This is a genomic window from Xanthobacter sp. ZOL 2024 (genome assembly GCF_052932325.1).
The window spans coordinates 1,076,965-1,099,337 of the sequence record NZ_CM128808.1 but is presented as its reverse complement, the minus strand read 5'-3'; the positions used below and the strand labels follow the sequence as shown (position 1 = coordinate 1,099,337).

At 67.5% G+C, this 22,373-nt stretch carries 21 protein-coding genes; 15 read left to right on the top strand and 6 right to left on the bottom strand.

Annotation, left to right across the window (positions count from 1 at the left end; genetic code table 11):
• Positions 1 to 11: 11 nt before the first annotated feature.
• From ACU4E7_RS05320 to ACU4E7_RS05275, 10 genes are all read left to right on the top strand, one after another.
• Entirely contained in the window at positions 12 to 419 is a 408-nt protein-coding gene (locus tag ACU4E7_RS05320; RefSeq protein ID WP_238123887.1) for a hypothetical protein, read from the top strand.
• A 69-nt stretch (positions 420 to 488) separates the two neighbouring features.
• Entirely contained in the window at positions 489 to 1,025 is a 537-nt protein-coding gene (locus tag ACU4E7_RS05315; RefSeq protein WP_238123888.1) for a rod-binding protein, read from the top strand.
• A complete protein-coding gene (locus tag ACU4E7_RS05310) occupies positions 1,022 to 1,429 on the top strand; it encodes a hypothetical protein (protein ID WP_238123889.1) in 408 nt (135 codons plus the stop codon). Before ACU4E7_RS05315 ends, ACU4E7_RS05310 begins: the two co-directional genes overlap by 4 nt.
• Positions 1,426 to 1,962 carry a hypothetical protein gene (locus tag ACU4E7_RS05305; protein WP_447020891.1) on the top strand — a complete coding sequence of 179 codons (537 nt, stop codon included), beginning with the start codon at positions 1,426 to 1,428 and terminating at the stop codon, positions 1,960 to 1,962. Before ACU4E7_RS05310 ends, ACU4E7_RS05305 begins: the two co-directional genes overlap by 4 nt.
• 9 nt (positions 1,963 to 1,971) lie before the next feature.
• On the top strand, positions 1,972 to 3,645 hold the full coding sequence (locus ACU4E7_RS05300; RefSeq protein ID WP_447020890.1) for a methyl-accepting chemotaxis protein: 1,674 nt from the start codon (positions 1,972 to 1,974) through the stop codon (positions 3,643 to 3,645).
• A gap of 169 nt (positions 3,646 to 3,814) precedes the next feature.
• Positions 3,815 to 6,598, top strand: a complete 2,784-nt coding sequence (locus ACU4E7_RS05295) for a hybrid sensor histidine kinase/response regulator (protein WP_447020889.1) — start codon at positions 3,815 to 3,817, stop codon at positions 6,596 to 6,598.
• Positions 6,595 to 7,089: a chemotaxis protein CheW gene (locus ACU4E7_RS05290; RefSeq protein WP_238123893.1), complete on the top strand. Its 495-nt coding sequence runs from the start codon at positions 6,595 to 6,597 to the stop codon at positions 7,087 to 7,089. Before ACU4E7_RS05295 ends, ACU4E7_RS05290 begins: the two co-directional genes overlap by 4 nt.
• Positions 7,090 to 7,100: 11 nt before the next feature.
• Positions 7,101 to 7,481: a response regulator gene (locus ACU4E7_RS05285; RefSeq protein ID WP_447020888.1), complete on the top strand. Its 381-nt coding sequence runs from the start codon at positions 7,101 to 7,103 to the stop codon at positions 7,479 to 7,481.
• On the top strand, positions 7,478 to 8,641 hold the full coding sequence (locus tag ACU4E7_RS05280) for a protein-glutamate methylesterase/protein-glutamine glutaminase (RefSeq protein ID WP_238123895.1): 1,164 nt from the start codon (positions 7,478 to 7,480) through the stop codon (positions 8,639 to 8,641). The genes ACU4E7_RS05285 and ACU4E7_RS05280 overlap by 4 nt, the downstream gene beginning before the upstream one ends.
• Positions 8,638 to 9,597 carry a CheR family methyltransferase gene (locus ACU4E7_RS05275; RefSeq protein ID WP_447020887.1) on the top strand — a complete coding sequence of 320 codons (960 nt, stop codon included), beginning with the start codon at positions 8,638 to 8,640 and terminating at the stop codon, positions 9,595 to 9,597. Before ACU4E7_RS05280 ends, ACU4E7_RS05275 begins: the two co-directional genes overlap by 4 nt.
• A 216-nt stretch (positions 9,598 to 9,813) precedes the next feature.
• On the opposite strand, the gene ACU4E7_RS05270 is transcribed toward ACU4E7_RS05275, so the two are convergent.
• The gene (locus tag ACU4E7_RS05270) at positions 9,814 to 10,512 is read right to left on the bottom strand and encodes a protein phosphatase CheZ (RefSeq protein ID WP_238123897.1); all 699 of its coding nucleotides are present in this window, start codon (positions 10,510 to 10,512) and stop codon (positions 9,814 to 9,816) included.
• Positions 10,513 to 10,710: 198 nt separating this feature from the next.
• Here ACU4E7_RS05270 and ACU4E7_RS05265 point away from each other — a divergent pair, with 198 nt between their 5' ends.
• The 3 genes from ACU4E7_RS05265 (at position 10,711) to ACU4E7_RS05255 (ending at position 14,090) form a co-directional block, all read left to right on the top strand.
• The gene (locus ACU4E7_RS05265) at positions 10,711 to 11,094 is read left to right on the top strand and encodes a response regulator (RefSeq protein ID WP_238123898.1); all 384 of its coding nucleotides are present in this window, start codon (positions 10,711 to 10,713) and stop codon (positions 11,092 to 11,094) included.
• A gap of 426 nt (positions 11,095 to 11,520) precedes the next feature.
• Complete coding sequence (locus ACU4E7_RS05260) at positions 11,521 to 12,195, top strand: response regulator transcription factor (RefSeq protein WP_238123899.1); 675 nt, start codon at positions 11,521 to 11,523, stop codon at positions 12,193 to 12,195.
• A 218-nt stretch (positions 12,196 to 12,413) separates the two neighbouring features.
• Positions 12,414 to 14,090 carry a methyl-accepting chemotaxis protein gene (locus ACU4E7_RS05255; protein WP_447020886.1) on the top strand — a complete coding sequence of 559 codons (1,677 nt, stop codon included), beginning with the start codon at positions 12,414 to 12,416 and terminating at the stop codon, positions 14,088 to 14,090.
• Between the two features lie 148 nt (positions 14,091 to 14,238).
• On the opposite strand, the gene ACU4E7_RS05250 is transcribed toward ACU4E7_RS05255, so the two are convergent.
• Complete coding sequence (locus ACU4E7_RS05250; protein WP_447020885.1) at positions 14,239 to 15,492, bottom strand: EAL domain-containing protein; 1,254 nt, start codon at positions 15,490 to 15,492, stop codon at positions 14,239 to 14,241.
• Between the two features lie 392 nt (positions 15,493 to 15,884).
• Between ACU4E7_RS05250 and ACU4E7_RS05245 the strand changes: the two genes are divergently transcribed.
• Positions 15,885 to 16,268, top strand: coding sequence for a response regulator (locus ACU4E7_RS05245; RefSeq protein WP_238123902.1), 384 nt, complete (start codon positions 15,885 to 15,887; stop codon positions 16,266 to 16,268).
• Positions 16,252 to 18,387, top strand: a complete 2,136-nt coding sequence (locus tag ACU4E7_RS05240; RefSeq protein ID WP_238123903.1) for an ATP-binding protein — start codon at positions 16,252 to 16,254, stop codon at positions 18,385 to 18,387. The genes ACU4E7_RS05245 and ACU4E7_RS05240 overlap by 17 nt, the downstream gene beginning before the upstream one ends.
• 10 nt (positions 18,388 to 18,397) lie before the next feature.
• Here the strand turns inward: ACU4E7_RS05240 and ACU4E7_RS05235 are convergent, their stop codons facing one another.
• From ACU4E7_RS05235 to ACU4E7_RS05220, 4 genes are all read right to left on the bottom strand, one after another.
• Positions 18,398 to 19,090 (bottom strand): SGNH/GDSL hydrolase family protein, encoded by a 693-nt coding sequence (locus tag ACU4E7_RS05235; RefSeq protein WP_447021586.1) that lies wholly within the window; start codon positions 19,088 to 19,090, stop codon positions 18,398 to 18,400.
• Between the two features lie 189 nt (positions 19,091 to 19,279).
• Positions 19,280 to 20,605: a TRAP transporter large permease gene (locus ACU4E7_RS05230; RefSeq protein WP_447020884.1), complete on the bottom strand. Its 1,326-nt coding sequence runs from the start codon at positions 20,603 to 20,605 to the stop codon at positions 19,280 to 19,282.
• Complete coding sequence (locus ACU4E7_RS05225) at positions 20,602 to 21,108, bottom strand: TRAP transporter small permease subunit (protein ID WP_238123905.1); 507 nt, start codon at positions 21,106 to 21,108, stop codon at positions 20,602 to 20,604. Before ACU4E7_RS05225 ends, ACU4E7_RS05230 begins: the two co-directional genes overlap by 4 nt.
• 147 nt (positions 21,109 to 21,255) lie before the next feature.
• Complete coding sequence (locus ACU4E7_RS05220; protein WP_443267985.1) at positions 21,256 to 22,269, bottom strand: TRAP transporter substrate-binding protein; 1,014 nt, start codon at positions 22,267 to 22,269, stop codon at positions 21,256 to 21,258.
• Positions 22,270 to 22,373 lie beyond the last annotated feature (104 nt).

The following is a 22,373-nucleotide window of genomic DNA, read 5'->3' as shown; positions in this document are numbered from 1 at the left end:
GGGAGAGGCCCATGGATCCGCGACACCGCAAGACCGAGCGCATCCTCGCCGTGCGTGAGCAGCTGCAGCGGGCCGCCGAATGGCGCCTTGCCGAGGCGAGCCGCGAGCGGGCACGGCTGGACCAGACGCGGCAGGCCCTGTTGTCCACCCTCTCCTGTGATCTGCTCGGGCCGGTGCTGCTGGAGCATGCCGCGCGCCACCTGCAGCGGATCGCCGCCGAAAGCAGCCGGGCCGAGGCCCGCCACCAGGCGGAGCAGGCGCGGGTGCGGGAGGAAACGCTGGCCACCAAGCGGGCGGAGCGGCTGGCGACGGCGGCAGCGGCGACCGCGCGCGCCGCGGCCGAGCGCAGGCAGATGGCGGAAATCGCCGAGGCCAGTGCCCTGCGCGCCGCTGACGATGGGGATGCAAGCCTCGCATAAGCCAGCTCCGGCACCCTGATGGGGTCATCGTTCCCGCGCGTTTCAGGGAGCCATTCAGGGAGCCAGAGCATGGGCATCCGTCCCCCTTCCGATCTCGTCTTCGACGTGATGCAGGCCGCCGATGCCTCCCGTGCCCGGGCGGTGGTCGGTAAGCTGCAATCCCTGTCGCCGGGGGACGGCGCGGCTTTCGCGCGGGCCCTGGACGCCACCGAGGAGGGCGCGGCCCCCGCCGCCGCCGCCAGCGCCGCCCGGGCCGCGGCCCTCATTCCCCCGGGGCTGGGCTTTTCCGGCACCACCCTCACCCATCTGCGCAACGCCCATGCCCTGAGCGAACGCGGGGCCACCGGGTTCGCCGCCGCCACGCCGGGCAGCGCCACCTTGAAGAAATTCGAGGCCATGGCGGTCTCCCGCTTCCTCGACCAGATGATGCCTGCGTCCAGCAGCATCTATGGCAGCAGCCAAGCCGGCCAGACCTGGAAAAGCCTGCTCACCGAGAAGCTCGGCGAGCGTATCGCCGATGCCGGCGGCATCGGCATCGCCCGGCGGCTGGAGCAGGCCGCGCGCGCCCATGGACCCCTCCTCGAGAAGACCGGAGCCACGGCATGAGCATCGAGTTTTTCGCCCCCCTCCTTCCCGGTGGCCGCAGCGCATCGACACCGGTGCGCACCACCCTCATCAGTGCCCTCGACCGCCTGGAGGAGGTGCTTGACGTGGAGAATGGCGCGCTTGCCGGCGGAGGCGATCTCGACATCGAGGAAATCAACCGCCGCAAGACCCGTAGCCTGCTGGAACTGAGCCGCGCCGCCCGGGCGCTGCCCCCGGGGGAGGATGCGGAACTGGCGGTGCGCGTCGGGCGCCTGAAGGACAAGCTCGACGAGAACCGCTACCTGGTCTCGGTGCAGCTTGGCGCTGCCCAGGAGGTGGGTGCGATCCTCGATACGGCGCTGCGTGAGGCGGAGTCGGACGGCACCTATTCGGCGCGGCCGGTGCGGGGCGAGACGCCGCGATGATCCGTTTCATCATCATCGGCGTGTGGGTGTGCGCGGTGGCGCTGGGGTCGAGCTATGCGGCGGCCTACTGGACCGCCGGCGCCGCCTCAAGCAAGGCGGAGGAGCCCTATCTGGCCGGTCTCGAATACCGGCGCACGCCCAACGTCACCATCCCGATGATCGTCAACGGCGGGGTGCAGGGCTATGTGCTGGCGCGGCTGGTCTACACCGCCGACGCCGCGATGCTGCGCACGCTTCCGGTGGAGCCCGTCATCTTTGTCGTCAATGCCGCCTTCGAAGAGATCTACACCAATGGCCGCGTCGAGAGCGGCAAGGTGTCGAAATACAATCTCAACGAGATGCTTCAGCGCATCAAGGTGGCGACCAATACCAGGCTCAACGGCGAGGTCATCCGCGACGTTCTGGTCGATTCACTGAACTATATCGACAAGACCGACATGCGCAGCGGCGTTGGCGTGAATACGGCGTCCTCGGCCTCGCCCAAGGATCACGGAAAAGATCACAAGTCGTCCGAAAGTAAATCCGGGCACTAGGGGTGAAACATGAGAATTACAGGGAAGATATATGCCATCGTCGGTGTGCTGGGTCTGACCACGGTCGCAGTCTGCGGGGTGGCGATCTATGGGCTGAGACTGGAGGCGGAGGCGAGCCAGCGGCTCGACCAGGTCTCCCAGCGCGCCTTCCTTGTCCAGAGCCTGAACGCGGGCATCACCGAGGTGGTGATGGAATCGCGTGGCATCTACATGGCCAGCGATGTCGCCCAGGTGAAGAAATTCGCCGCCGGGCTCGAAAGGGCGCTGGGCGACATGGAGAAGGACCTGGCGGCGCTGCGACGGCTCACCCCGCCGGCCGATCTGCGCAGCTTCGAGCAGGTGGCCGCCGATGTGAGCGCCTTCCGTGATTTTCGCATGGAGACGGTGCGGCTCGGCCTCGAGCAGGGGGCGGCGGCGGCCAACCTGCAGGGCAACAACGAGGCCAATCGCAACAACCGCAAGGCGCTGCAGGCGTCCCTCGATCAGGTCACCGAGCAGATCCGGGCCCAGCTCGCGCCGCTGCGCGCGGAAGAGGCGCGGGTGGCGGAGTGGACTTTGTGGCTGCTGCTGACCTTCACCGGCAGCGGCCTCGTGGTGGGCATGGGCACCGCCCTGTGGATCGGCACGCGGCTGCTGAGCCGGCCGCTGGGGCAGGTCTCCACCGCCATCGGGCAGCTGGCCAGCGGCCAGCTCGCGGTGGAGCTGGCGACGCGGCGTGGCCGCGACGAGATCGGCGACCTGTGGTCCAGCACCGAGCGGCTGCAGCGGGAGCTGACGACGGCAGAAGCGGCGCGGCTGGAGCAGGAGGAGGCTGCCTTGCGCTATCAGGACGAGAAGCGCGCCAGCATGCATCAGCTGGCACAGGATTTTGACGTGGCGGTTTCCGGCGTGGTGCAGACGGTGGCCGATGCGGTGGGGGTGCTGGAGCGCAATGCCAGCGCCATGCGCCTGTCGGCCGATGACACCTCGCGGCAGTCCACGGTGGTGGCTGCCGCCGCTGAGCAGGCCACCAGCAATGTGCAGATCGCCGCCTCGGCGGCGGAAGAGCTGGCCGCCTCGGTCCGGGAGATCGGTGGTCAGGTGGCGACGGCCGCCAAGGTCGCCGCGGAGGCCACCTCCCAGGCGTCGGGCACCGCCGAGGTGGTGCGCGGCCTCGCTGTGAGCGCGGGGCGGATCGGGCAGGTGGTCAATCTGATCACCGACATTGCCGCCCAGACCAATCTCCTGGCCCTGAACGCCACCATCGAGGCGGCGCGCGCCGGCGAGGCCGGACGGGGCTTCGCCGTGGTGGCGCAGGAAGTGAAGAGCCTCGCCGAGCAGACCTCCAAGGCCACCGAGGAGATCTCGTCGCAGATCGCCGAGGTGCAGCGCGCCACTGGTGAGGTGGTGCAGGCCATCGAGGACATCACCGGCACCATCCGGCGCATCGACGACATCTCGGGGGCCATCGCCACCTCCATCGAGGAGCAGGGCACCGCCACCGGAGAGATTGCGCAGAACGTGCACCAGGCCGCCCGCGGCACCCGCGACGTCTCCACTTCCATCGCCAGCGTGAGCACCGCGGCGGCGGACACCGGTCGCGCCTCCGGGGACATCGTTCATGCGGCCAGCGATCTGTCGACCCAGGCCGAGCAGCTGCGCACCCAGGTGAGCGCCTTCATCACCCGGGTGCGGGCCGCCTGAGCGGCCTTCGTTCGGAGCGGCGGTGTGGCCTTCCCTCCATCCCGCGCTGCCGCTCCTTGGTCCCCGCGCCGCCGGATCGTTCCGGCCGGCGCGACCCTCGACGGCGCGGGGACGTCTTTTCTTGAAGCCCTGACCGGCTGCTGCGCCGCGTCTGCTCGGAGTTGAGATCATGGATGATCTTTTGCGGGAGTTCCTGACCGAGACCAACGAGAGCCTCGACGTGGCCGACGTGGAGCTGGTCAAGTTTGAGCAGGATCCCAACAATGCGGAGATCCTGAACAACATTTTTCGCCTGGTGCACACCATCAAGGGCACCTGTGGCTTCATCGGCCTGGCGCGGCTCGCCGCCCTGGCCCATGCCGCCGAAACCTTGATGGACAAGTTTCGCGAGGGGCGCCCGGTGACCACCGATGCGGTGGGGCTGGTGCTGAGCACCATCGACCGCATCAAGGTGCTGATGGCGGCCCTGGAAGACAGCGGCGGCCGGGAGCCGGACGGCAGCGACCGCGACCTCATCGCCCTGCTCGAGGCCATGGCCGCCGCCGAGCCGGAACCCGTCGCCGCGCTGCCGGAGCCTGAGCCGGAGATCGCGCCCGCGCCGCCCGCCCAGCAGCTGGAACGGGACCTGCTGCCGGGGGAGATTCCCCTCGACGAACTGGAGCGCCTGTTCCGTGAAACCGAGGTGGAGCTGCCCGCCCGTGCGCCGGTTGCCGCCCCCGCTGCTGTTGCGCCTCCCGCCGCCAAGGTCCCCGACCTGCCGGCGGCAGGCAAGGCGCTCGATAAGGCGCCTGTTGGCAAGGCCCCGGCCGGCAAGCCCCAGGGTGCGGCGGCCGTTCCGCCGGCATCGCCCAAGGAGGGGGCGCCGCGGGGGGAGGAAGTGGCCCATGCCTCCGCCATCTCGGCCCAGAGCATCCGGGTCAGCGTCGGCGTGCTGGAACAGCTGATGACCATGGTGTCGGAGCTGGTGCTGACCCGCAACCAGCTGATGGAGATCGCGCGCCGGCACGAGAATTCCGAATACAAGGTGCCGCTGCAGCGCTTGTCCAACGTGACCGGCGAACTGCAGGACGCGGTCATGCGCACCCGCATGCAGCCCATTGGCAACGCCTGGCAGAAGCTGCCGCGCATCGTGCGCGATCTGGCCCAGGATCTGGGCAAGCTGATCGACCTGGAACAGATTGGCGCCGAGACGGAGCTCGACCGCCAGGTGCTGGACCAGATCAAGGATCCGCTCACCCACATGGTGCGCAATTCCGCCGACCATGGGCTGGAGAGCCCCGATGAGCGGCGCGCCGCCGGCAAGTCGGAACGGGGGCTGATCCGCCTCTCCGCCTATCACGAGGGCGGCCATGTCATCGTCGAGATCTCCGATGACGGGCGCGGCCTCAACGTGGCCCGCATCCGCACGAAGGTGATCGAGAACGGTCTCGCCGCTGAGGCCGAGGTGGCCAAGATGTCGGACGCCCAGGTGTTCCGCTACATCTTCCACGCCGGCCTCTCCACCGCCGAGAAGGTCACCAACGTTTCTGGCCGCGGCGTCGGCATGGATGTGGTGCGCTCCAACATCGAGGCCATCGGTGGCACGGTGGAGGTGCGTTCGCGGGCGGGGCAGGGCTCCACCTTCATCATCAAGATCCCGCTCACCCTCGCCATTGTGCCGGCGCTGATCGTGCGGGCGGAGGGCGAGCGGTTCGCGCTGCCGCAGAGCGCGGTGGTGGAGCTGGTGCGCGTGCAGCCCGGTTCCGACCACGCCGTGAAGTGGCTCAACGACGCGCCGGTGCTATGCCTGCGCGACAAGCTGTTGCCCATCGTCTCCCTCGGCAGCCTGCTTGGTCTTTCGACCGGCGGCGCGGCACGGCCCACCGGTGGCAGTGATGATGCGCTGATCGTGGTTCTGAAGGTGGGCCACCAGACCTTCGGCGTGGTGGTGGACGCGGTGTCCCACACCGAGGAAATCGTGGTGAAGCCCATGTCGTCGGCGCTGCGGCAGATTCCCATGGTCTCCGGCAGCACCATTCTCGGCGACGGGCGGGTGATCATGATCGTCGATCCGGGCGGCCTCGCCCAGAGCGCCGCCGCCCGCGCGGCGGAGGCCGAGGAGGACAGCCGCGCCGCCCATGAGGAGGTGCGTCGCGCGGTCAGTGAGGAGCGCACCTCGCTGCTGCTGTTCCGCGCCGGATCGCGCAATCTCAAGGCGGTGCCCCTGGCGCTGGTGACCCGGCTGGAAGAGCTGGAAGTGGCCAGCATCGAGCGGGTCAAGGGCTATCCGGTGATCCAGTATCGCGGCGCGCTGATCCCCGTGCTCTATGCCAATGAGGAGGTGCGGCGGGCCGAGAGCGGCACCCAGCCCATGCTGGTGTTCTCCGATGACGGGCGCACCATGGGCCTGGTGGTGGACGAAATCGTCGACATCGTGGAGACGCCGTTCGATCTCCAGTTGTCGCCCTCGAACATGCCCGAGGTGCTTGGCGCCACCGTGGTTTCCGGCCAGGCCACAGAACTGCTGGACGTGGGCTTCTACATCAATGTCGCGTTCGGCGAGCGCTTCGTCCAGATGCTGCGTCCGGCGGCGCGGGCGCGGCTGTTGCTGGTGGACGACAGCTCGTTCCATCGCGACATGCTGGCCCCTGTGCTCAAGGGCAATGGCTATGAGGTGACGGCCTGCGCCTCCGCCCGCGAAGCGCTGGAACGGCTGGAGGACGAGGGCGGCTTCGACGCCATCGTCAGCGACGTGGAGCTGCCCGACATGGACGGCTTCGCCCTCGCCAGCGCCGTGCGCAGCAATCCGCGCCGGCAGAACCTGCCCATCATCGCCCTTTCCGCCGGCCGGGACCGCGACGCCATCGAGCGTGGTCGTGCCGCCGGCTTCACCGATTATGTGGCGAAGTTCGACCGCTCCGGCCTCATCGCCGCGCTGAAGGAGTTCGCCGGACACCAGGGAGCCGCCGCATGAGCGAGCTTGCACACATCGGCAAGGATGCCGCGGGTGGATCAACCCAGCAATACGTCACCGTCCGCATCGGGCCGCAATTGTTCGGGCTGCCCATCCACATGGTGCACGAGGTGTTCGTGCCCGAGGCGGTGACGCGGGTGCCCCTTTCAGCGGAAGCCATCGAGGGGGTGCTGAACCTGCGCGGGCGCATCGTCACCATGCTGAACCTGCGCCGGCTCCTGGGCCTCGACCGGCCCGAGGGGGACGGCATGGCGGTGGGCATCGAGCATCAGGGCGAGGCGTTCGGCCTGATGATCGATGACGTGGGCGAGGTGCTGGCGCTGGATGCCAACAGCCGCGAGGCCAATCCCGCCAATCTCGACGCCCGCTGGGCGGCATTGGCGGCGGGGGTGCACCGGCTCGCCGATGAACTGATGCTGATCTTGAACGTGGAACTGGTGCTGCAGCGCGCCGGCACGGCCCACGGCCTGCCCGCCGCGGTCGCCCATTAGGACGCACTGTCATGAAGACCTGTCTTGTGGTGGACGATTCCCGCCTGGTGCGGAAGGTTGCCCGCAACATCCTGGAGGGGCTGGCGTTCTGCGTGGAGGAAGCGGTCGACGGCCAGACGGCGCTCGACTTCTGCGCCCATGCCATGTCCGATGCAATCCTGCTCGACTGGCAGATGCCGGTGAAGGATGGCCTCCAATTCCTGCAGCAGCTGCGCGCCAGCGATGGCGGGGCCCTGCCGAAGGTCATCTTCTGCACCTCCATGAACGACCTGGACCACATCGCCCGGGCCATCGCGGTGGGGGCCGACGAATACATCATGAAGCCGTTCGACGCCGACATCCTGCGCGAGAAGCTGGAAGCGGTGGGCCTGGTAGGGAAGGAACCGTCATGACCTTAGCTTCGTCTTCCGGGCCCGCCGTCGCCGGCCATGCCGTGCGGGTCATGGTGGTGGATGATTCCGTGTTCGTCCGCGGCATCCTCTCGCGCTGGCTCGCCGATGATCCGCTGTTCGAGGTGGTGGCCACCCATGCCAATGGCCGGCGCGCGGTGGAGGATCTGGAGCGCGCCCAGCCGGATGTGGTCATCCTGGATCTGGAGATGCCGGAGATGGATGGCCTCACGGCGCTGCCGCTGATCCTGAAGCAGCGTCCGAGCACCATGGTGGTGGTGGCTTCCACCCTGACGCGGCGCGGCGCGGAGGTGAGCCTGAAGGCGCTTACCCTGGGTGCTGCGGATTACCTGCCAAAGCCCGACGCCGGCCGCGGCATCGCCGCCACCGACGAGTTCAAGAGCGAGCTGATCGCCAAGGTGCGCAGCCTTGGCCAGAAGGCCCTGCGCCGCAGCGGCCGGGCCCCCGTGGTGGAAACCCGGCCGGCCCCGGCCACTCCCGCGAGCCATCGTCCGGCCCCTGCGGCGCCGGCGAGTCGGGGGGCCATGCCCGAGCGGCTGCACCCCTATTCCATGTCACCTGTGACCATCCTGGCCGTGGGCAGCTCCACCGGTGGCCCGCAGGCCCTAACCCGGCTGTTCACCGCCATCGGCCCCTATCTCGAGCGCCTGCCGGTGGTGATCACCCAGCACATGCCGGCCACCTTCACCGCCATCCTCGCCGAGCATGTGAGCCGGGCAGCCGGCCGCCCGGCGGCGGAGGGGGTGGACGGCGAGCCGCTGCGGCCCGGCCATATCTATGTGGCGCCGGGCGGACGCCATATGCTGATCGAGGGCGCGGGCGGCAACGCCAAGATCCGGCTCTCCGACGGGCCGCCGGTCAATTTCTGCAAGCCGGCGGTGGATCCCATGTTCGGCTCGGTGGCCACGGCCTTCCGGCGCAACGTGCTGGCGCTGGTGCTGACCGGCATGGGCAGTGACGGGGCCAAGGGCGCGGGCGTGGTGCTGGACGCCGGCGGCAGCGTGATCGTGCAGGACGAGGAGACGTGCGTGGTGTGGGGCATGCCCGGCGCCACCGCGGCGCTGGGCAACACCTGCGAGGTGCTGGCGCTGGACGCCATCGGCCGCAAGGTGATCCGCCTGATCGAGGGGGGCGCGCGATGATCAGTGCATCGGATTATGACTTCTTCGCCGCTTTCCTGAAGCAGAGGTCCGGGCTGCAACTGAGCAACGACAAGCACTATCTGCTGGAAAGCCGCCTGGTGCCGCTGCTGCGCAAGTTCGAGCTCGCGGATTTCGCGCGGCTGGCGCAGGTGCTGCGGGAGGGAGGCTCCCCCCTCATTTCCGACGCGGTGGTGGAGGCCATGACCACCAACGAATCCCTGTTCTTCCGCGACAAGACGCCGTTCGACGACTTCACCAAGACCATGCTGCCCGCCCTGCACGCGAGCCGGGCGCCCGGTCAAAAGCTGCGAATCTGGTGCGCGGCCGCCTCCACCGGGCAAGAGCCCTATTCGCTGGCCATGCTGCTGGACGAGCACATGGCGCTGATCGGCGCACGGCGGGTGGATATCGTCGGCACCGACCTGTCGTCCGACGTGCTGGAGCGGGCCCGTGGCGGCCGCTACAACCAGTTCGAGGTGCAGCGCGGGCTGGGGGTGCAGCAGCTGCTCAAGCATTTCAGCAAGGTCGATGACTGGTGGGAGGTGAAGGCCCACCTGCGGGCCATGGTGGAGTTCCGGAAGTTCAATCTCCTGGAGCCGTACCATGGGCTGGGAACGTTCGACATCATCTTCTGCCGCAACGTGCTCATCTATTTCGATACGCCGACCAAGGCCGATATTCTCGGCCGCATGGCGCGGGTGCTGGCGCCCGATGGCTATCTGGTGCTGGGCGCCGCCGAAACGGTGATCGGCATCAGCGACGCGTTCAAGCTGCTGACCGGCCATCGCGGCACCTATGTGCACCACGCGGCGCACCACGCCGGGCACCCCGGTAAGGCTGCTGGCGCGGGTCACGGCCATGGGCACAGCGTGGGCTCTCACGCGGTGCCGGCCTCGTCGGCCCCGCGTGCCGGCCCTGCTGGTCTCAAGCCGCCGGTCAAGCAGATCGGCAGCTAGCACCGTCAAGGCGCGCCACCCCCCGGGGGGCGGCGCGCCAGGGACGGCACAAGGGGGCTCCCACAGACCAATCTTCCATGCAGCACTCAGGTGCAAAGACGATAATGGCGCCGGGCCTTGGGTCGGGCGCCATTGTCGTCTTTGCATGCCGCTTGGGAGGGCCGGCGGGCGCGATCTTGCGCTGCCGGCGTGGGTGGACCGGCGCCGAGGCGCCGGTCAGGGGAAGAGATTGTCGATATCGTCCTGGGACACCACATCAATGTCGCAGGCGAGGGCCGGGCCGTTCAGCAACGCCTCGTCGCCTTCCCGCTTGAGTAGTCCGGAGGCCTGGGCCACCAGCTCGGCGCCGCCCCAGATGTCGGTCATGCGGGTCACCCGCTCCTCGATGAACACCAGCAGCTTCACCACCTTGCGGATGCGCTGGCCGGTGATGTCCTGGAAATTGCAGGCCTCGAACGTCCGGACCACTTCCGCCTGGATGGCATGGGCCATCTCCAGCTCGTCGCCGGCGAGGCGCTTGAGCAGCTGCTGGGTGAGGGTTTCGATGGTCTCCGCCGACGAGAGGATGGTCTCGGTGGCACTCTCGGTGTCGGTCACCACCGCCTCCAGCTCGCTGGTGGCGCGCAGCAGCCGCTCTCCGCGCGGGCCCTCGGTATGGAGGGTGGCGATCTCCATCTTGGTGTTGCGGATGGCGTCCTGGATGGTTTCGATGCCGGTCCACAGTACGTTGCGGTCGCGCTCGCGGTCCACGGTGGGGTCGCGCTCCTGGAACCGCACGATTTCCTGCCGGACCAGGCTGAGCTCATCAAAGATACGCGTGAGCTGCGCGTCGATGGGGGGCAAGTCCATGGGGGCCTTCTCCTGATCGGCGCCAACGACTGCCTCGATACGGAACGGTCGACGCATGGCGGACATCCAGCTCTCCTGGCGGGCGGTTTATATTTGGAATGACTTTTCGTCACTATTTTATAATCTCACTTTCAGAATTCAGGAAGATCTCTGAAAGTCTCCGCGCAAGCCTCATGCAAGCTCATGAGGTGAAAAAGGGATCGACAGGTCAGGCGCTGCTCGCGACGGGCCTGCGTGATTTCTCGCCCGCTTTCGGAGTGTGTCATGGCGGTTGATCTGACGATGCCGGTCCTCGTGGTGGACGATTACAAGACCATGGTCCGGATCATTCGTAATCTGCTGAAGCAGATTGGGTTCGAGGACGTGGATGAGGCTGCCGACGGAACCGAGGCGCTCACCAAGCTGAAGGAGCGCAGCTATGGGCTTGTGATCTCCGACTGGAACATGGAGCCGATGACCGGCTACGAGCTGTTGAAGCGGGTGCGCTCCGACGACGCCCTGAGCGCCATCCCCTTCATCATGATCACCGCAGAGGCGAAATCGGAGAACGTGATCGCCGCCAAGAAGGCCGGGGTGAGCAACTATATCGTCAAGCCATTCAATGCGCAGACCTTGAAGGGCAAGATCGATACGGTCTTCGAGGCCTGAGCGGCCTGTTCCGTGCTGAAGGGATCGAGCACGCGCCGCCGGGGGCTCCGGCGAGCGCGCGTTCGCACATGCGGCGTGTGCCAAACGCGTCCCTGCCGTACCCCGATGCGCCCGAGCCGCGGCGCGTTATCTCCAGATTGGATCAAATGAAGCCGCCGGCACGGGGGCGTAAGGGGGCCTTTTGGCGCCAAAAGGCCGGCGATGGAGGAGAATCTAAGCCGAAGGTCGAAGGCGCGCGCCGATCGTGGAGGGATTTTGCGGCGATAGCCACCAGTTCGGAGTGAACGTCGATCCAGAGTGGTTATACTTGAAGTTGTCGGTGAATATTGGGTGAATTAGCGAATCTCCATCCGCAATCGAAAGCATCGGTTGCCCCGGCGCCCGGCAATGGCGCCGCTGCGAAGCAGAGCAACGATGGAGGGACGCATGTATGTGGTGGTCGATGAGCGCGCCAGCGTGGCTGAGAGCTATGTCTCCGCGTTTTCTCGCGAAGGTTTCGCATCCCAGGGGTTCTCACACATCGAGTTCCAGGACTGGATCAACACCACATCCGAGCAGGATCTCGGCGCGGTTCAGAGCTTCGTGGTGGGCGATGTCGACGGGCGGACCGGCTATCCGGACCTGATCCGCAGCCATTCCACGGCGCCGATCATCGCCCTCGAGGACGTCAAGTCCCTGGCGCAGACCCTGGAATTGTTCACCGCCGGCATCGACGACGTGGTGCGCAAGCCCGTCCACGTCAAGGAGATCATCGCCCGCGCCGATGCGGTGTGGCGGCGGGTGCGCTCGGGGGATACCTCGTCGGTGGCGGACAGCGGGCGGCTGAAGGTGTTCTTCGATGGCCGCGATCCGCAGGTGGACGGCGAGCCGCTGATGCTGCCGCGCCGCGAGCGCCACATTCTCGAATACCTGGTGAAGAATAACAAGAAGCGCGTGACGAAGACGCAGATCTTCAACACCATCTACGGCATCTTCAATGACGATGTGGATGAGAGCGTGGTCGAAGGCCACATGAGCAAGCTGCGCAAGAAGCTGCGGCTGAAGCTCGGCTACGACGTGATCGATGCCAAAAGGTATCTCGGCTACCAGTATATCGGCTGAAGCTTTTCCATGCCGGTCAGCGCGCGCCTCGCCGTTCCGCGGCGAGGCGCTTTGCGTCATGGCCCCGAGCGGCACGGGCTGCTCCCTCAACCCGGGATCGCGCGCAAGCCCGAAGTCAGCTTGCGATGATAGAGCGTTATTCGGCTCCGTTCGTTCCACGCAGAAAAAATCGCGTGCGGCGGGGATAGAACCAAACTTAGCGAAGTGCGGAGAAGGTCATGCGCCTCACGGTGAAGAATTCACTGATCGGGACGATCCTGTTGTTGCTGGCGTGTCTGGTGGGGCAAGGCGTCTTGTCCACCGCGCAGCTGGCAAGGGTGGCGGAGAATGCGGAGGAGATCAGCACCAACTGGCTGCCCAGCGTGCGCGCCCTCGGCGAAGTGAAATACGCCATGACGCGCATCCGCGTGGCGGCGGTGCGGATGCTGATGGTCCAGGATGAAAGGGAACAGGCCCAGCTGGAAGCCGTCAGCGCCCGGCTGAGCACGGAGCTCAAGACCCATCAGACCACCTATGAGCGCCTCATCAGCTCGCCGGAAGAGCAGGAGGCCTGGCGCACCGTGCTGGCGAGCTGGGCGAGCTATCTGAAGGCGCAGGAGGCCTTCGTGGCGGCCAACATGGCGAAAGACCACGAGAAGACCATGGACCTCGTGGAAAAGGCATCCCGCAGCTTCGATGAGGTGGTGTCTGCTTTGCAAGTCAATATCGACATGAACAATCGGGGCGCCAACCAGGCCGCCGCCGATGCGGCGGTGAGCTATGAGACCGGCCGCTCGATGATCATCCTGGCCAGCATTCTTGCCGTTCTGGTGGGCGTGGGCGCCGCGGTGTTCGTGCTCATGGGCGTGGCGCGGCCGCTGGGCCGCATTACCGAGGCCATGGAAGCGGTGTCCGCCGGCAAGCTCGACACGGACATTCCGAACCTCGCGACCGCCAACGAGATCGGCGACATCGCCCGCACCCTGCAGGTGTTCCGCGACAGCCTGGCCGATGCGCAGAAGCTGCGCGACGAGCAGACGGTGAAGGAGCAGCAGATGGCGGAGCAGATGGTGGAGGAGCGCCGGACCATCGCCAACAGCTTCCAGGACCGCATGGGCGCCCTGGCGGACCGCTTCGCCGGGTCCTCCAGCGAGGTGGCCGATGCCGCCCGCAACCTGTCGGCCACCGCCGAGGAGACCTCGCGGCAGGCGCAGGCGGTGTCTGTGGCGGCTGAGGGCGCCTCGGACAATGTGCAGACGGTGGCGGCCTCCGCGGAGGAATTGTCCGCCTCCATCCGCGAGATGAGCGACCAGGTGTCCAATTCGGCGGAGATCGCCCGCTCGGCGGCGGAAGAAGCCGAGCGCACCAGCGAGAACATCCGCCAGCTGTCGGCGGCGGCCCAGTCCATCGGCCAGGTGCTCAACCTGATCAAGGAGATCGCCGAACAGACCAACCTCCTGGCCCTCAACGCCACCATCGAGGCGGCGCGGGCGGGGGATGCTGGCCGCGGCTTCGCCGTGGTGGCCGCCGAGGTCAAGGCGCTGGCGGCGCAGACCGCCAAGGCCACCGACGAGATCTCGCTCAAGATCGGCGAGATTCAGCAGGCGACCTCCGCCACCGTGGGGTCGATCGAAAGCATCGTCACCACCATCAACAATGTGCGGGACCTGACCGCCATCATCGCCGGCGCGGTGGAAGAGCAGCGCGCGGCCACCGGCGAGATAGCCGCCAACACCCATCGCGCCGCCCAGGGGGCCACCCAGGTGACCGGCAACATGAGCGGCGTGGGCCAGGCGGCGGGCATGACCGGCTCGGCGGCCACCCAGCTCATGAGCCTGTCGGCGGCCCTGTCCGAGCAGTCGCAGGACCTGCAGCGGGAGGTGACGAGCTTCGTGGTGTCCCTGCGCGCCGCCTGAGCGGCCTCTCACTCGAGCCAGACAAGAAGGGCCGGAGCGGTGCCACCGCTCCGGCCCTTCTTGCGTTCGCTCGCCCTGCCCGGCGAACGGTTGCGCCGCCCATGGGGGCGGCGATGTCTTCGGCAGCGGCCCGGGGGGTGTCGGGAGATCAGAGCAGGCTCTGCGCCCCGGTGGAGGGGAGCGGCGCGATCGGGGCGCCGCCCATGGCCTCGTGGGTTGGTGCGGCGCCCGTCGGTCCGGGGAGCCAGGTCAGCAGCGCCTCCAGCGGCATCTTGCGGGCGATGAGGAAGCCCTGCAGCAGGTCCACGCCCTGGGCCCGGGCGAAGGCGAGATCCTCTTCGGTCTCCACCCCCTCGGCCACCACTTTCATGGCGAGGCGGTGTCCCAGCTCCACCAGAGAGGCGAAGATGTTCCGCGCCTTGGCGGAGGTGCGCGACTGGTGCAGCAGGTCGATGTCGATCTTCAGCTCAGTGACCGGCAGGCGCGCCAATTGGAGCAGCCCGCTCTGGCGCTGGCCCACGTCGTCCAGCGACAGGCCGAAGCCGGCGAGCCGCATCTGGGCGAGGGCGATCAGCGCTTCGCTGGAGGAATCATAGATCGCATCCTCGGTGAGCTCGCACACCACGGCGGCGGGTTCGACCCCGGCGGTGCGCGCCAGCGCCGCGAAGGTGGCGCCGGCGTCGGGCTCCAGCAGGATGTCGCGCGGCAGGTTGATGTTGACCGGCCCCCCATAGCCCCGCGCCCGCCAGGCCTTGAGACCCTCCAACCCGGCGACGAAGGTATAGCGGGTAAGCCGCGCCAGCAGGCCACGGGTGCGGGTGGCCACCGTGATCATCTCCGGCACCGGCACCACGCCGATCTGCGGAATGGTGTTGCCCAGCAGCAGCTCGGCACCGGCAAAGGCGAGGGTCTGCGCGGCGACCTTGGGTTGGAAGGTGATGGGCAGAATGCCCTGGTTGAGCGCCTGTTCCATCGCCCGCACCAGCCCAAGGCTGCAAACATGGGTCTCGGCCGCGTGGCGCAGGGGCGGGCTGGCGCCGGCCCGATCGATCAACTGAAGCAGCGCCTCGGGATCGAATGGCTTCTTGAGGGTGCCGAGGATGCGCGTGCCGCGCAGCCGGGCGGCATCGGCCACCGCCTGGATGACGTCCTCGGACTGGCCGCTGAGCAGAATGACTTCCGGCGCCGGCATGGCCAGGGGGAACTGACGGATGACGGCGGCACCATCCATCTCCGGCAGCGACAGGTCGAGCAGCAGCACGTCGGTCTGTGCCAGCACCTCGGGGGTGAGCGCGCGCGGATCCCCGGCGCCGTTCACGGTGTGACCGGCGAAGGTCAGCAACTCGCCGAGATCGTCCCGCAAGGCCTCGTCATCGTCGAGGATGAACAGCCGCTGTCTCATGTCAGTGGCTTCGTGCGGGGATCGACGTCAGTCAGGCCCTTACCCACCATCTTCAACCCCGCTCGCATATTCATTGGCGTCACCCCAGCGGATGCTGGGGCCGCAGTCGGTAGGTCCAGCAGTGCCGGCGGGTCGGGGCGGTTCTCCGCTGGCGAGGCAACGGGCACCAGATCCTGCGGCTGCACATGCTACCGTGTGGATGCAGGAGAATGCAATCTCAGGTGCATTCCCGCCCTGTCGGACGGCGCAGCCCTTGGCAGAGAGCCACGTGAACCTTGCCCGAGGCTGCCGCCACAGGGGCGTTTCGATCCAGAATGGAAGTGATCCTCCTTGACCGGGAAGGCGCTTCGACGATCCATACAACCTGGGCGCGGGGGGAGCCGGTGGATATCATGGGACGCTTGCTGATCGTCGACGACGAACCGGATTATCTGGACGAACTGGCCGAGGCGCTGGAATTCGTTGGCGTCGCGTCGGTCAACGTGTCCCGGGCGGCGGCGGCGCTGGAGGCGGTGCGCGGTGATCCGCAGATCCACATGGTGCTCACCGACATCCGCATGCCGGACATGGACGGCGTGACGCTCATCGAGGCACTGCGCGCGACCTTTCCCGAACGCCATCTCACCTTCATCGTCATGACCGGGCACGCCGCTGAAGTGGATGTGCGCCGGGCTGAGGCGGCGGGCGCTGCCGCCTGCTTCTCCAAGCCGCTCGATTTCGAGGCCCTGTGCGCGGCCATCGCCACCATGGAGGCGGCGCATGAGCAGCAATCGTGAGCCCGGAGTGGTCCAGGGCCTGTTCAATCCCGTCACCCTGTTGCTGGCGGCGCTGCTGATCCTGGTGGGCTGCCTGCCGTTCGCCGCGGCGGTGATGCTCTACACGCTGCACAGCCGGGCCGAGCTGAGCGAAGCGGAGGTGAACGCGGCGAAGACGGCGACATTGCTGCTGCGCAGCTTCGAGCAGACCATCGAGCCCATCGATTCCCTGCTGCAGAATTTCGCCAGCACCTTCGATCCCAGTTGGACGCCACAGCAGACCTATGACGTGCTCAGGGCCTATAGCCTGCCGGCCTCCATCGTCCAGGTCGCGGTGATCGACCGGGAAGGGATCATGGTCGCGAGCAATCTGGCGATGCCCGATGGCAAGCGGCTGGACCTGTCCGATCGGGAGCACTTTCGCGTGCACCGGGATCGCAACGTGGCGCATGGCGAGCTCTTCATCTCCAAGCCGGTGCTCGGGCGGGTCTCCAATACCTGGACCGTGCAGCTGACCCGGGCCCTCGATGACGGCCATGGCCATTTCGGCGGCGTCATCGTCGCGTCCTACGCAATCTCGGACTTCATCGACTTCTACAAGAAGCTGCGCGTGGAAGACGACATGCTGATCGCGCTGGTGGGCTTCGATGGCATCGTTCGGGCCCGCGCAGCGGGCCGCACCAGCTTTGGCGACGACATCTCCAAAAGCTCCGCCTTCACGCGCATCCAGGGGGTGCATGAGGCGGTCTACGAGTTCACCAGTTCACTCGATGGGATCGAGCGGGTGGGCTACATGATCAAGTCCGAGCGCTATCCCATCTTCGTCGTGGTGGCCTATTCCCTGGAATATGTGCGCGAGCAGACGCGCGATTTCCGGGCCGCCATCTGGGGCACCGCGCTGGGCCTCGCCGTGGCGTTGCTGATCCTGGTGCTTCTGGCGCGCCGCTATCTCAACATGCAGAACCGGCTCTACACCCGCGAACTGGAAGGGTTGGCGCGTCAGCGCGAGGCCGACGTTCTGGGTGCCATCAGCCGTGTGCCCGGCATCTGCGTGATGCAGGTCAACGAAGACGGGCCGACCTTGATCGGGGGGGCCGGCAGCGGGCCGCTCTCGGCGGCGCTGGGCCGCTATCTCAAGGGCGGCCGGTTCCAGGCCCTCTCCGCCGGCCTCAAGGCGCCGCTGGTGTGCAGCGAGCATCTCTCGGGCGCCGGCCAGGATCTGGAAGTGGAGATGGTGGTGGCGCCGCTGCGGACCATCGAGGCCGGCGAGCGGGCCGAGGGGGCGCGCAAGGAAGTGGTGGTGTTCGCCCTCGACCAGACCCCCCGGCGCATGGAGGAGAACCAGCTCTATCAGATGTCGAAGCTCGCCTCCCTGGGCGAGGTGGCGACGGGTCTCGCCCATGAGATCAACCAACCGCTGGGGGTGATCCGGCTGGCGGCCACCAACGCCCTCACGGGCATGAAGAAAGGGCTGCCGCCGGAGCACCTCAGCGGCAAGCTGCAGCGCATCATCCAGCAGACCGAGCGGATGAGTCGCATCATCGATCACATGCGGATCTTCGGGCGCAAGAGCGACGAGCGGCTGCAGCCAAGCGAGGCGACGGCCGCGGTGGAGGGCGCGCTGCAGGTCGTGGGCGCCCATTTCCGCCTGGACAACATCGACCTGAGCACGCGCTTCGAGCCGGCGCTGCCGGAGGTGCTGTGCCGGCAGGACCAGCTGGAGCAGGTGATCATCAACCTGCTGCAGAATGCGCGCGATGCGCTGGTGGAGCATCGCCCGGATGTGAGCGGCGCCGCCCGCCGGCGCATCCGCATCGACGTGGCGCGAGAGAGCGCGGCCACCAGCCCCGCCATGGTGCGGATCGAGGTGGCGGACAATGCCGGTGGCATTCCCGAAGGCATCATCGAACGGGTGTTCCAGCCGTTCTTCACCACCAAGCCCCCGGGCAAGGGCACCGGGCTCGGCCTGTCGGTGAGCTTCGGCATCATCCGCGATCACGGCGGCAGCCTGAGCGTGCGCAATGGCCCCGATGGCGCGGTGTTCACCATCCGCCTTCCGGCGCGGGGGGCCGATACGCCCCCTCCGTCACCGCCGGACGCGCCTCCTGCGATCCCCGCCGCTTCCGATACGCCGAGCTGAGTGCCGCGGCTCAGTGGCAGGCGACGCGGCTCAGCCGGTCGCGCCACAGGGCGGCGCCGGCGGGGGAAGGATGCAGGCCATCGAACGTCAGCGCATGGGTGGGAGCGGGCACCAGCTGCGCACCGGTCTGCGTCGCGATCTCGCGCAGCGCTACATTCTGCCGGGCCATGTAGGCCCGGTCATAGAGGCGGTTGCGGTTCGGATAGGTCTCGTCGATGGGGTTGATCTCCACCAGGATGGGGCGGGCCGGGGCGAGCTTCGCCAGCAGCGCGAGATAGCGTTGCTTCCAGGTGTCCACGCTCTCCTTGGGCAACACCGCGTCATTGACGCCGATGGCCACCACCACCGCCTTCGGCTGGATACGGGCCACCACCGGCGGGCCATCGGAGAGCACGTCGCGGACGGTGCTGCGCGGCACGGCGGCATTGAAGACCGGCTGGCCGCACAGGCTGGCCGGTCCGGCTCCATAGGCGATGCTGTCCCCCAGCAGAACCACGGGGGCGTCACTGAAGTGGGATTCGATGGCCACTTCCGCCCGGATGGCGGTGGCGCGGGGGATCCGCTCCACCAGGATCACCGCCAGGATCACGGCAAAGAGGACGCCGCCGATGATCCCCGCCTGGACCAGCGCCGGGGGCCTGACGGTGTGGTGTCGATCGGTGCGGCCCCCGGGGGGCATGGCGCCGGCGGAAGGGGGAAGCATGGTCAAGAGCAGCCTCATCTGCAGCCTGTCGGACCCACCGTATGGCGGAAGGCGATGGGCATTGTGAGGCGTGCCGAGGGCACGGATGCGGCTGCTGCGCTGCGTTTATTTGCGAGATTGTGTCGGAGTGTTGCTCCGCGCCACATTCCCCGCTCACCGCGGCCTGTACCGCCGCGGTGAGCGGGGCGATCAGGTGGCCGGGCCCATCACCAGGTCCGGCAGCCAGGTGGCGATCTGCGGGAACACGCACATGATGATGATGCCGAGCGCCATCACCAGCACATAGGGCAGTGCGCCCCACAGGATCTGGCTGGTGGGGATCTGCGGGGCGATGGCGTTGACCACGAACAGGTTGAGGCCCACCGGCGGGGTGATGAGGCCGATTTCCATGTTGATGGTGAGGATCACCGCGAACCAATAGGGGTCGAAGCCCGAGCCCACCACGATGGGATAGAGCAGCGGCGCCGACATGACGATGATCGCCACCGGTGGCAGGAACATGCCGGCCACCAGCAGGAACACGTTGATGAGGCCCATCATCACCCAGCGGTTCACCTCCAGCGCCGCGATGGAGGCGGCCAGGGACTGGGTGATGAACAGCGACGACAAGGCGAAGGCGAACAGCTCCGCCGAGGCCATGATCATCATGATCATCACGCTCTCGCGCATGGTGGCGGAGAAGATGCCGATGATCGGCTTGGGGCGGAACAGGCGATACATGATGATCACCACGCCCAGGGTAAGGAAGGCCCCGGCGCCCGCCGCTTCCGAGGGGGTGGCCACCCCGCCGTAGAGCACATAGAGCGTGCCCAGGATGATCAGCAGGAAGGGGATCACCCGCGGCAGCGCCGAGAGCTTTTCCGCGAAGGTGAAGCGGTTCGTCACCGCGCTGAACTGCATGTTCTTGCGTTTGCAGTCGATCAGCGCCCAGGTCATGAACAGGGCGGTGAGCATCAGCCCCGGCATCACCCCGGCCAGGAACAGACGGCCGATGGAGGTCTCGGTGGCGATGCCGTAGACGATCAGCGTCACCGAGGGCGGGATGAGGATGCCGAGCGTGCCGCCGGCGCAGATGGAGCCGGTGGCCACCGAGGCCGGATAGCCGCGCTTCAGCATCTCGGGAATGCCCATCTTGCCGATGGCGGCGCAGGTGGCGGGGCTGGAACCGGTCATGCCGGCGAAGATGGCGCAGGCGCCGATGTTGGACAGCACCAGCCCGCCGGGCACCCGGTTCAGCCAGCGGTCGAGGGCCTCATAGAGGTCGCGGCCGGCCGGGGTGGCGGCGATGGCCGCGCCCATCAGCACGAACATGGGGATGGAGACATAGGCGAGGTTGGCGATGCCCGCGAACATGGTCTCCGCCAGCACGTCGAACACGCCGATGCCATTGGCCACCAGCAGTCCGCCGATGGCGGCAAGGCCGAGGGCGAAGGCGATGGGCATGCCGGTGGCGAGCAAGGCCAGGAGCAGGCCGATGACCAGGGCCCCGGCGGTGGAGGGAGAAAGAGCCATCATGGGTGGACTCCGAAGCCGTCGCGGCCTTCGACGCGGCGCACGAGCTCGGCGATGTATTGCAGGGCAAGGAGCGAGAAACCCACCGGCACCGGCAGCAGCGCCGGCCACAGCAGGATGGCGGCGGCAGAGGAGGTGCGCCAGTCGTTCACCAGTGCCTCATGGAAGAAGATCAGGCTGGCGATGCTCATCGCCACGGCGAACAGGAAGCCGAACACCGCGCCGAGCAGGCCGATCCAGTACCGCACCCGGGGCGGGAACATGAGCTCGACCACGTCGACGCCCACATGGCCGCGGGTCTGCAGCACATAAGGCGCGCCGAGGAAGACGGCGGCGGTGGCGGTGAAGATGACGAAATCGGTCTGCCAGATGGTCGGCGCGCGGAACACATAGCGCAGGAAGATCATCTGGCAGATCACCAGCATGGACGACACCAGCATGAGGCCGGCGATGATGGCGGCGAGCTGGGACAGGCGGTCCACTGCGTTGAGGAACAGACGGGTCATGGAAGATCTCGTCGGGCGAGAGGATGCAGGCGTGCCAAAGGTGCGTGCCAAAGGTGCGGGCGTGCCAAGGCCACCGGGGCGCCACGGCCACCGGGCACGAGGCGCCGCCGGATGGGGCTGTGGCCATCCGGCGGCGCCTCGATCAGGTCACTGGACCGCCAGCGCTTTCTTGATCAGCTCGTCGCCGCCCTTCACCTTTTCGGCGAAGTTCTTGTAGGCGCTGTCCTGAGCCACCTTCAGCCAGGCCTCGTAATCGGCCGGCGACATTTCCACCACCTCGACGCCGGCCTTCTTGTAGGCGTCGATGAGCTTCTGGTCGCCCTTGCGGACTTCGGTGGCGAACCAGGCTTCGGCCTTCTTGCCGGCGGCCAGGATGGCCTTCTGCTGCTCCGGATTGAGGCGGTTGAACACCTGCTTGGACATCACCACCGGCTCATACATGAACCACAGAGCGTTGGCGCCGGGGGCGGTGAGGCATTTCGCCTGCTCATAGAGGCGATAGGAGACAAAGCTCTCCGACGAGGTGTTGGCGGCGTCCAGCACCCCCGTCTGCATGCCCGAATAGACCTCCGAGGAGGGCATCGAGGCGATGGAGGCGCCAGCATGGGCCAGCATCTGCTCAAACGCCGGGCCGGCGGCGCGGGTCACCTGGCCCTTGATGCTGTCGGGGCTGGTGATGCACCCCTTCTTGGAGGCGAAGCCGCCGGACAGCCAGGCATCGGCGATGACGATGGCGCCGTTCTTGTCGGCGATCGCCTTGATCTCCTGCATGAAGGGGGAGGAGTTGAGCCGCTCGGCGCGATCGAAATTGCGCACCAGGCCGGGCATCAGGGTGGCGGAGAACTGGGGCACGCGGCCGGAGGCGTAATCGAGGGGGAAGGCGGCGATGTCCAGCTGCCCCTTGGTGAGGGCGCCCCACTGCTCGTTGGGCTTGTAGAGGGAGGCGCCGGGGAACACCTGGATCTTCAGGCCCACATTGGCGGCGTCCACGTCGCGGGCGATCATCTGCACCATCTCGTCGCGGGGGTCGCCCTTGCCGCCGGGAAACTGGTGCGAGGCGCGCAGGGTGATGTCGGCGGCGCACGCCGCGCCGGCGGCGGACGACAGCGCGGTGGCGAGCGCGAAGGCGCGGCCGAGACGGCCGAGGGTGTGATTCAACATGACTGTCCTCCCATGTGGCCCATCGGGCCGGATTGGCGTTCCCTGTCCCGTGGGGGTCCCCTGTCTGGGGGCCTCTATCGGGGTCCTCGGGCCGGCCCCGGTTG

Coding starts and splice junctions, on each gene's coding strand:
- ACU4E7_RS05305 (WP_447020891.1), top strand. CDS start 1,426: ATGATCCGTTTCATCATCATCGGCGTGTGGGTGTGCGCGGTGGCGCTG.
- ACU4E7_RS05290 (WP_238123893.1), top strand. CDS start 6,595: ATGAGCGAGCTTGCACACATCGGCAAGGATGCCGCGGGTGGATCAACC.
- ACU4E7_RS05285 (WP_447020888.1), top strand. CDS start 7,101: ATGAAGACCTGTCTTGTGGTGGACGATTCCCGCCTGGTGCGGAAGGTT.
- ACU4E7_RS05240 (WP_238123903.1), top strand. CDS start 16,252: ATGAGCAGCAATCGTGAGCCCGGAGTGGTCCAGGGCCTGTTCAATCCC.
- ACU4E7_RS05245 (WP_238123902.1), top strand. CDS start 15,885: ATGGGACGCTTGCTGATCGTCGACGACGAACCGGATTATCTGGACGAA.
- ACU4E7_RS05230 (WP_447020884.1), bottom strand. CDS start 20,605: ATGATGGCTCTTTCTCCCTCCACCGCCGGGGCCCTGGTCATCGGCCTG.
- ACU4E7_RS05280 (WP_238123895.1), top strand. CDS start 7,478: ATGACCTTAGCTTCGTCTTCCGGGCCCGCCGTCGCCGGCCATGCCGTG.
- ACU4E7_RS05225 (WP_238123905.1), bottom strand. CDS start 21,108: ATGACCCGTCTGTTCCTCAACGCAGTGGACCGCCTGTCCCAGCTCGCC.
- ACU4E7_RS05250 (WP_447020885.1), bottom strand. CDS start 15,492: ATGAGACAGCGGCTGTTCATCCTCGACGATGACGAGGCCTTGCGGGAC.
- ACU4E7_RS05310 (WP_238123889.1), top strand. CDS start 1,022: ATGAGCATCGAGTTTTTCGCCCCCCTCCTTCCCGGTGGCCGCAGCGCA.
- ACU4E7_RS05270 (WP_238123897.1), bottom strand. CDS start 10,512: ATGTCCGCCATGCGTCGACCGTTCCGTATCGAGGCAGTCGTTGGCGCC.
- ACU4E7_RS05295 (WP_447020889.1), top strand. CDS start 3,815: ATGGATGATCTTTTGCGGGAGTTCCTGACCGAGACCAACGAGAGCCTC.
- ACU4E7_RS05260 (WP_238123899.1), top strand. CDS start 11,521: ATGTATGTGGTGGTCGATGAGCGCGCCAGCGTGGCTGAGAGCTATGTC.
- ACU4E7_RS05265 (WP_238123898.1), top strand. CDS start 10,711: ATGGCGGTTGATCTGACGATGCCGGTCCTCGTGGTGGACGATTACAAG.
- ACU4E7_RS05255 (WP_447020886.1), top strand. CDS start 12,414: ATGCGCCTCACGGTGAAGAATTCACTGATCGGGACGATCCTGTTGTTG.
- ACU4E7_RS05315 (WP_238123888.1), top strand. CDS start 489: ATGGGCATCCGTCCCCCTTCCGATCTCGTCTTCGACGTGATGCAGGCC.
- ACU4E7_RS05320 (WP_238123887.1), top strand. CDS start 12: ATGGATCCGCGACACCGCAAGACCGAGCGCATCCTCGCCGTGCGTGAG.
- ACU4E7_RS05275 (WP_447020887.1), top strand. CDS start 8,638: ATGATCAGTGCATCGGATTATGACTTCTTCGCCGCTTTCCTGAAGCAG.
- ACU4E7_RS05220 (WP_443267985.1), bottom strand. CDS start 22,269: ATGTTGAATCACACCCTCGGCCGTCTCGGCCGCGCCTTCGCGCTCGCC.
- ACU4E7_RS05235 (WP_447021586.1), bottom strand. CDS start 19,090: ATGCTTCCCCCTTCCGCCGGCGCCATGCCCCCCGGGGGCCGCACCGAT.
- ACU4E7_RS05300 (WP_447020890.1), top strand. CDS start 1,972: ATGAGAATTACAGGGAAGATATATGCCATCGTCGGTGTGCTGGGTCTG.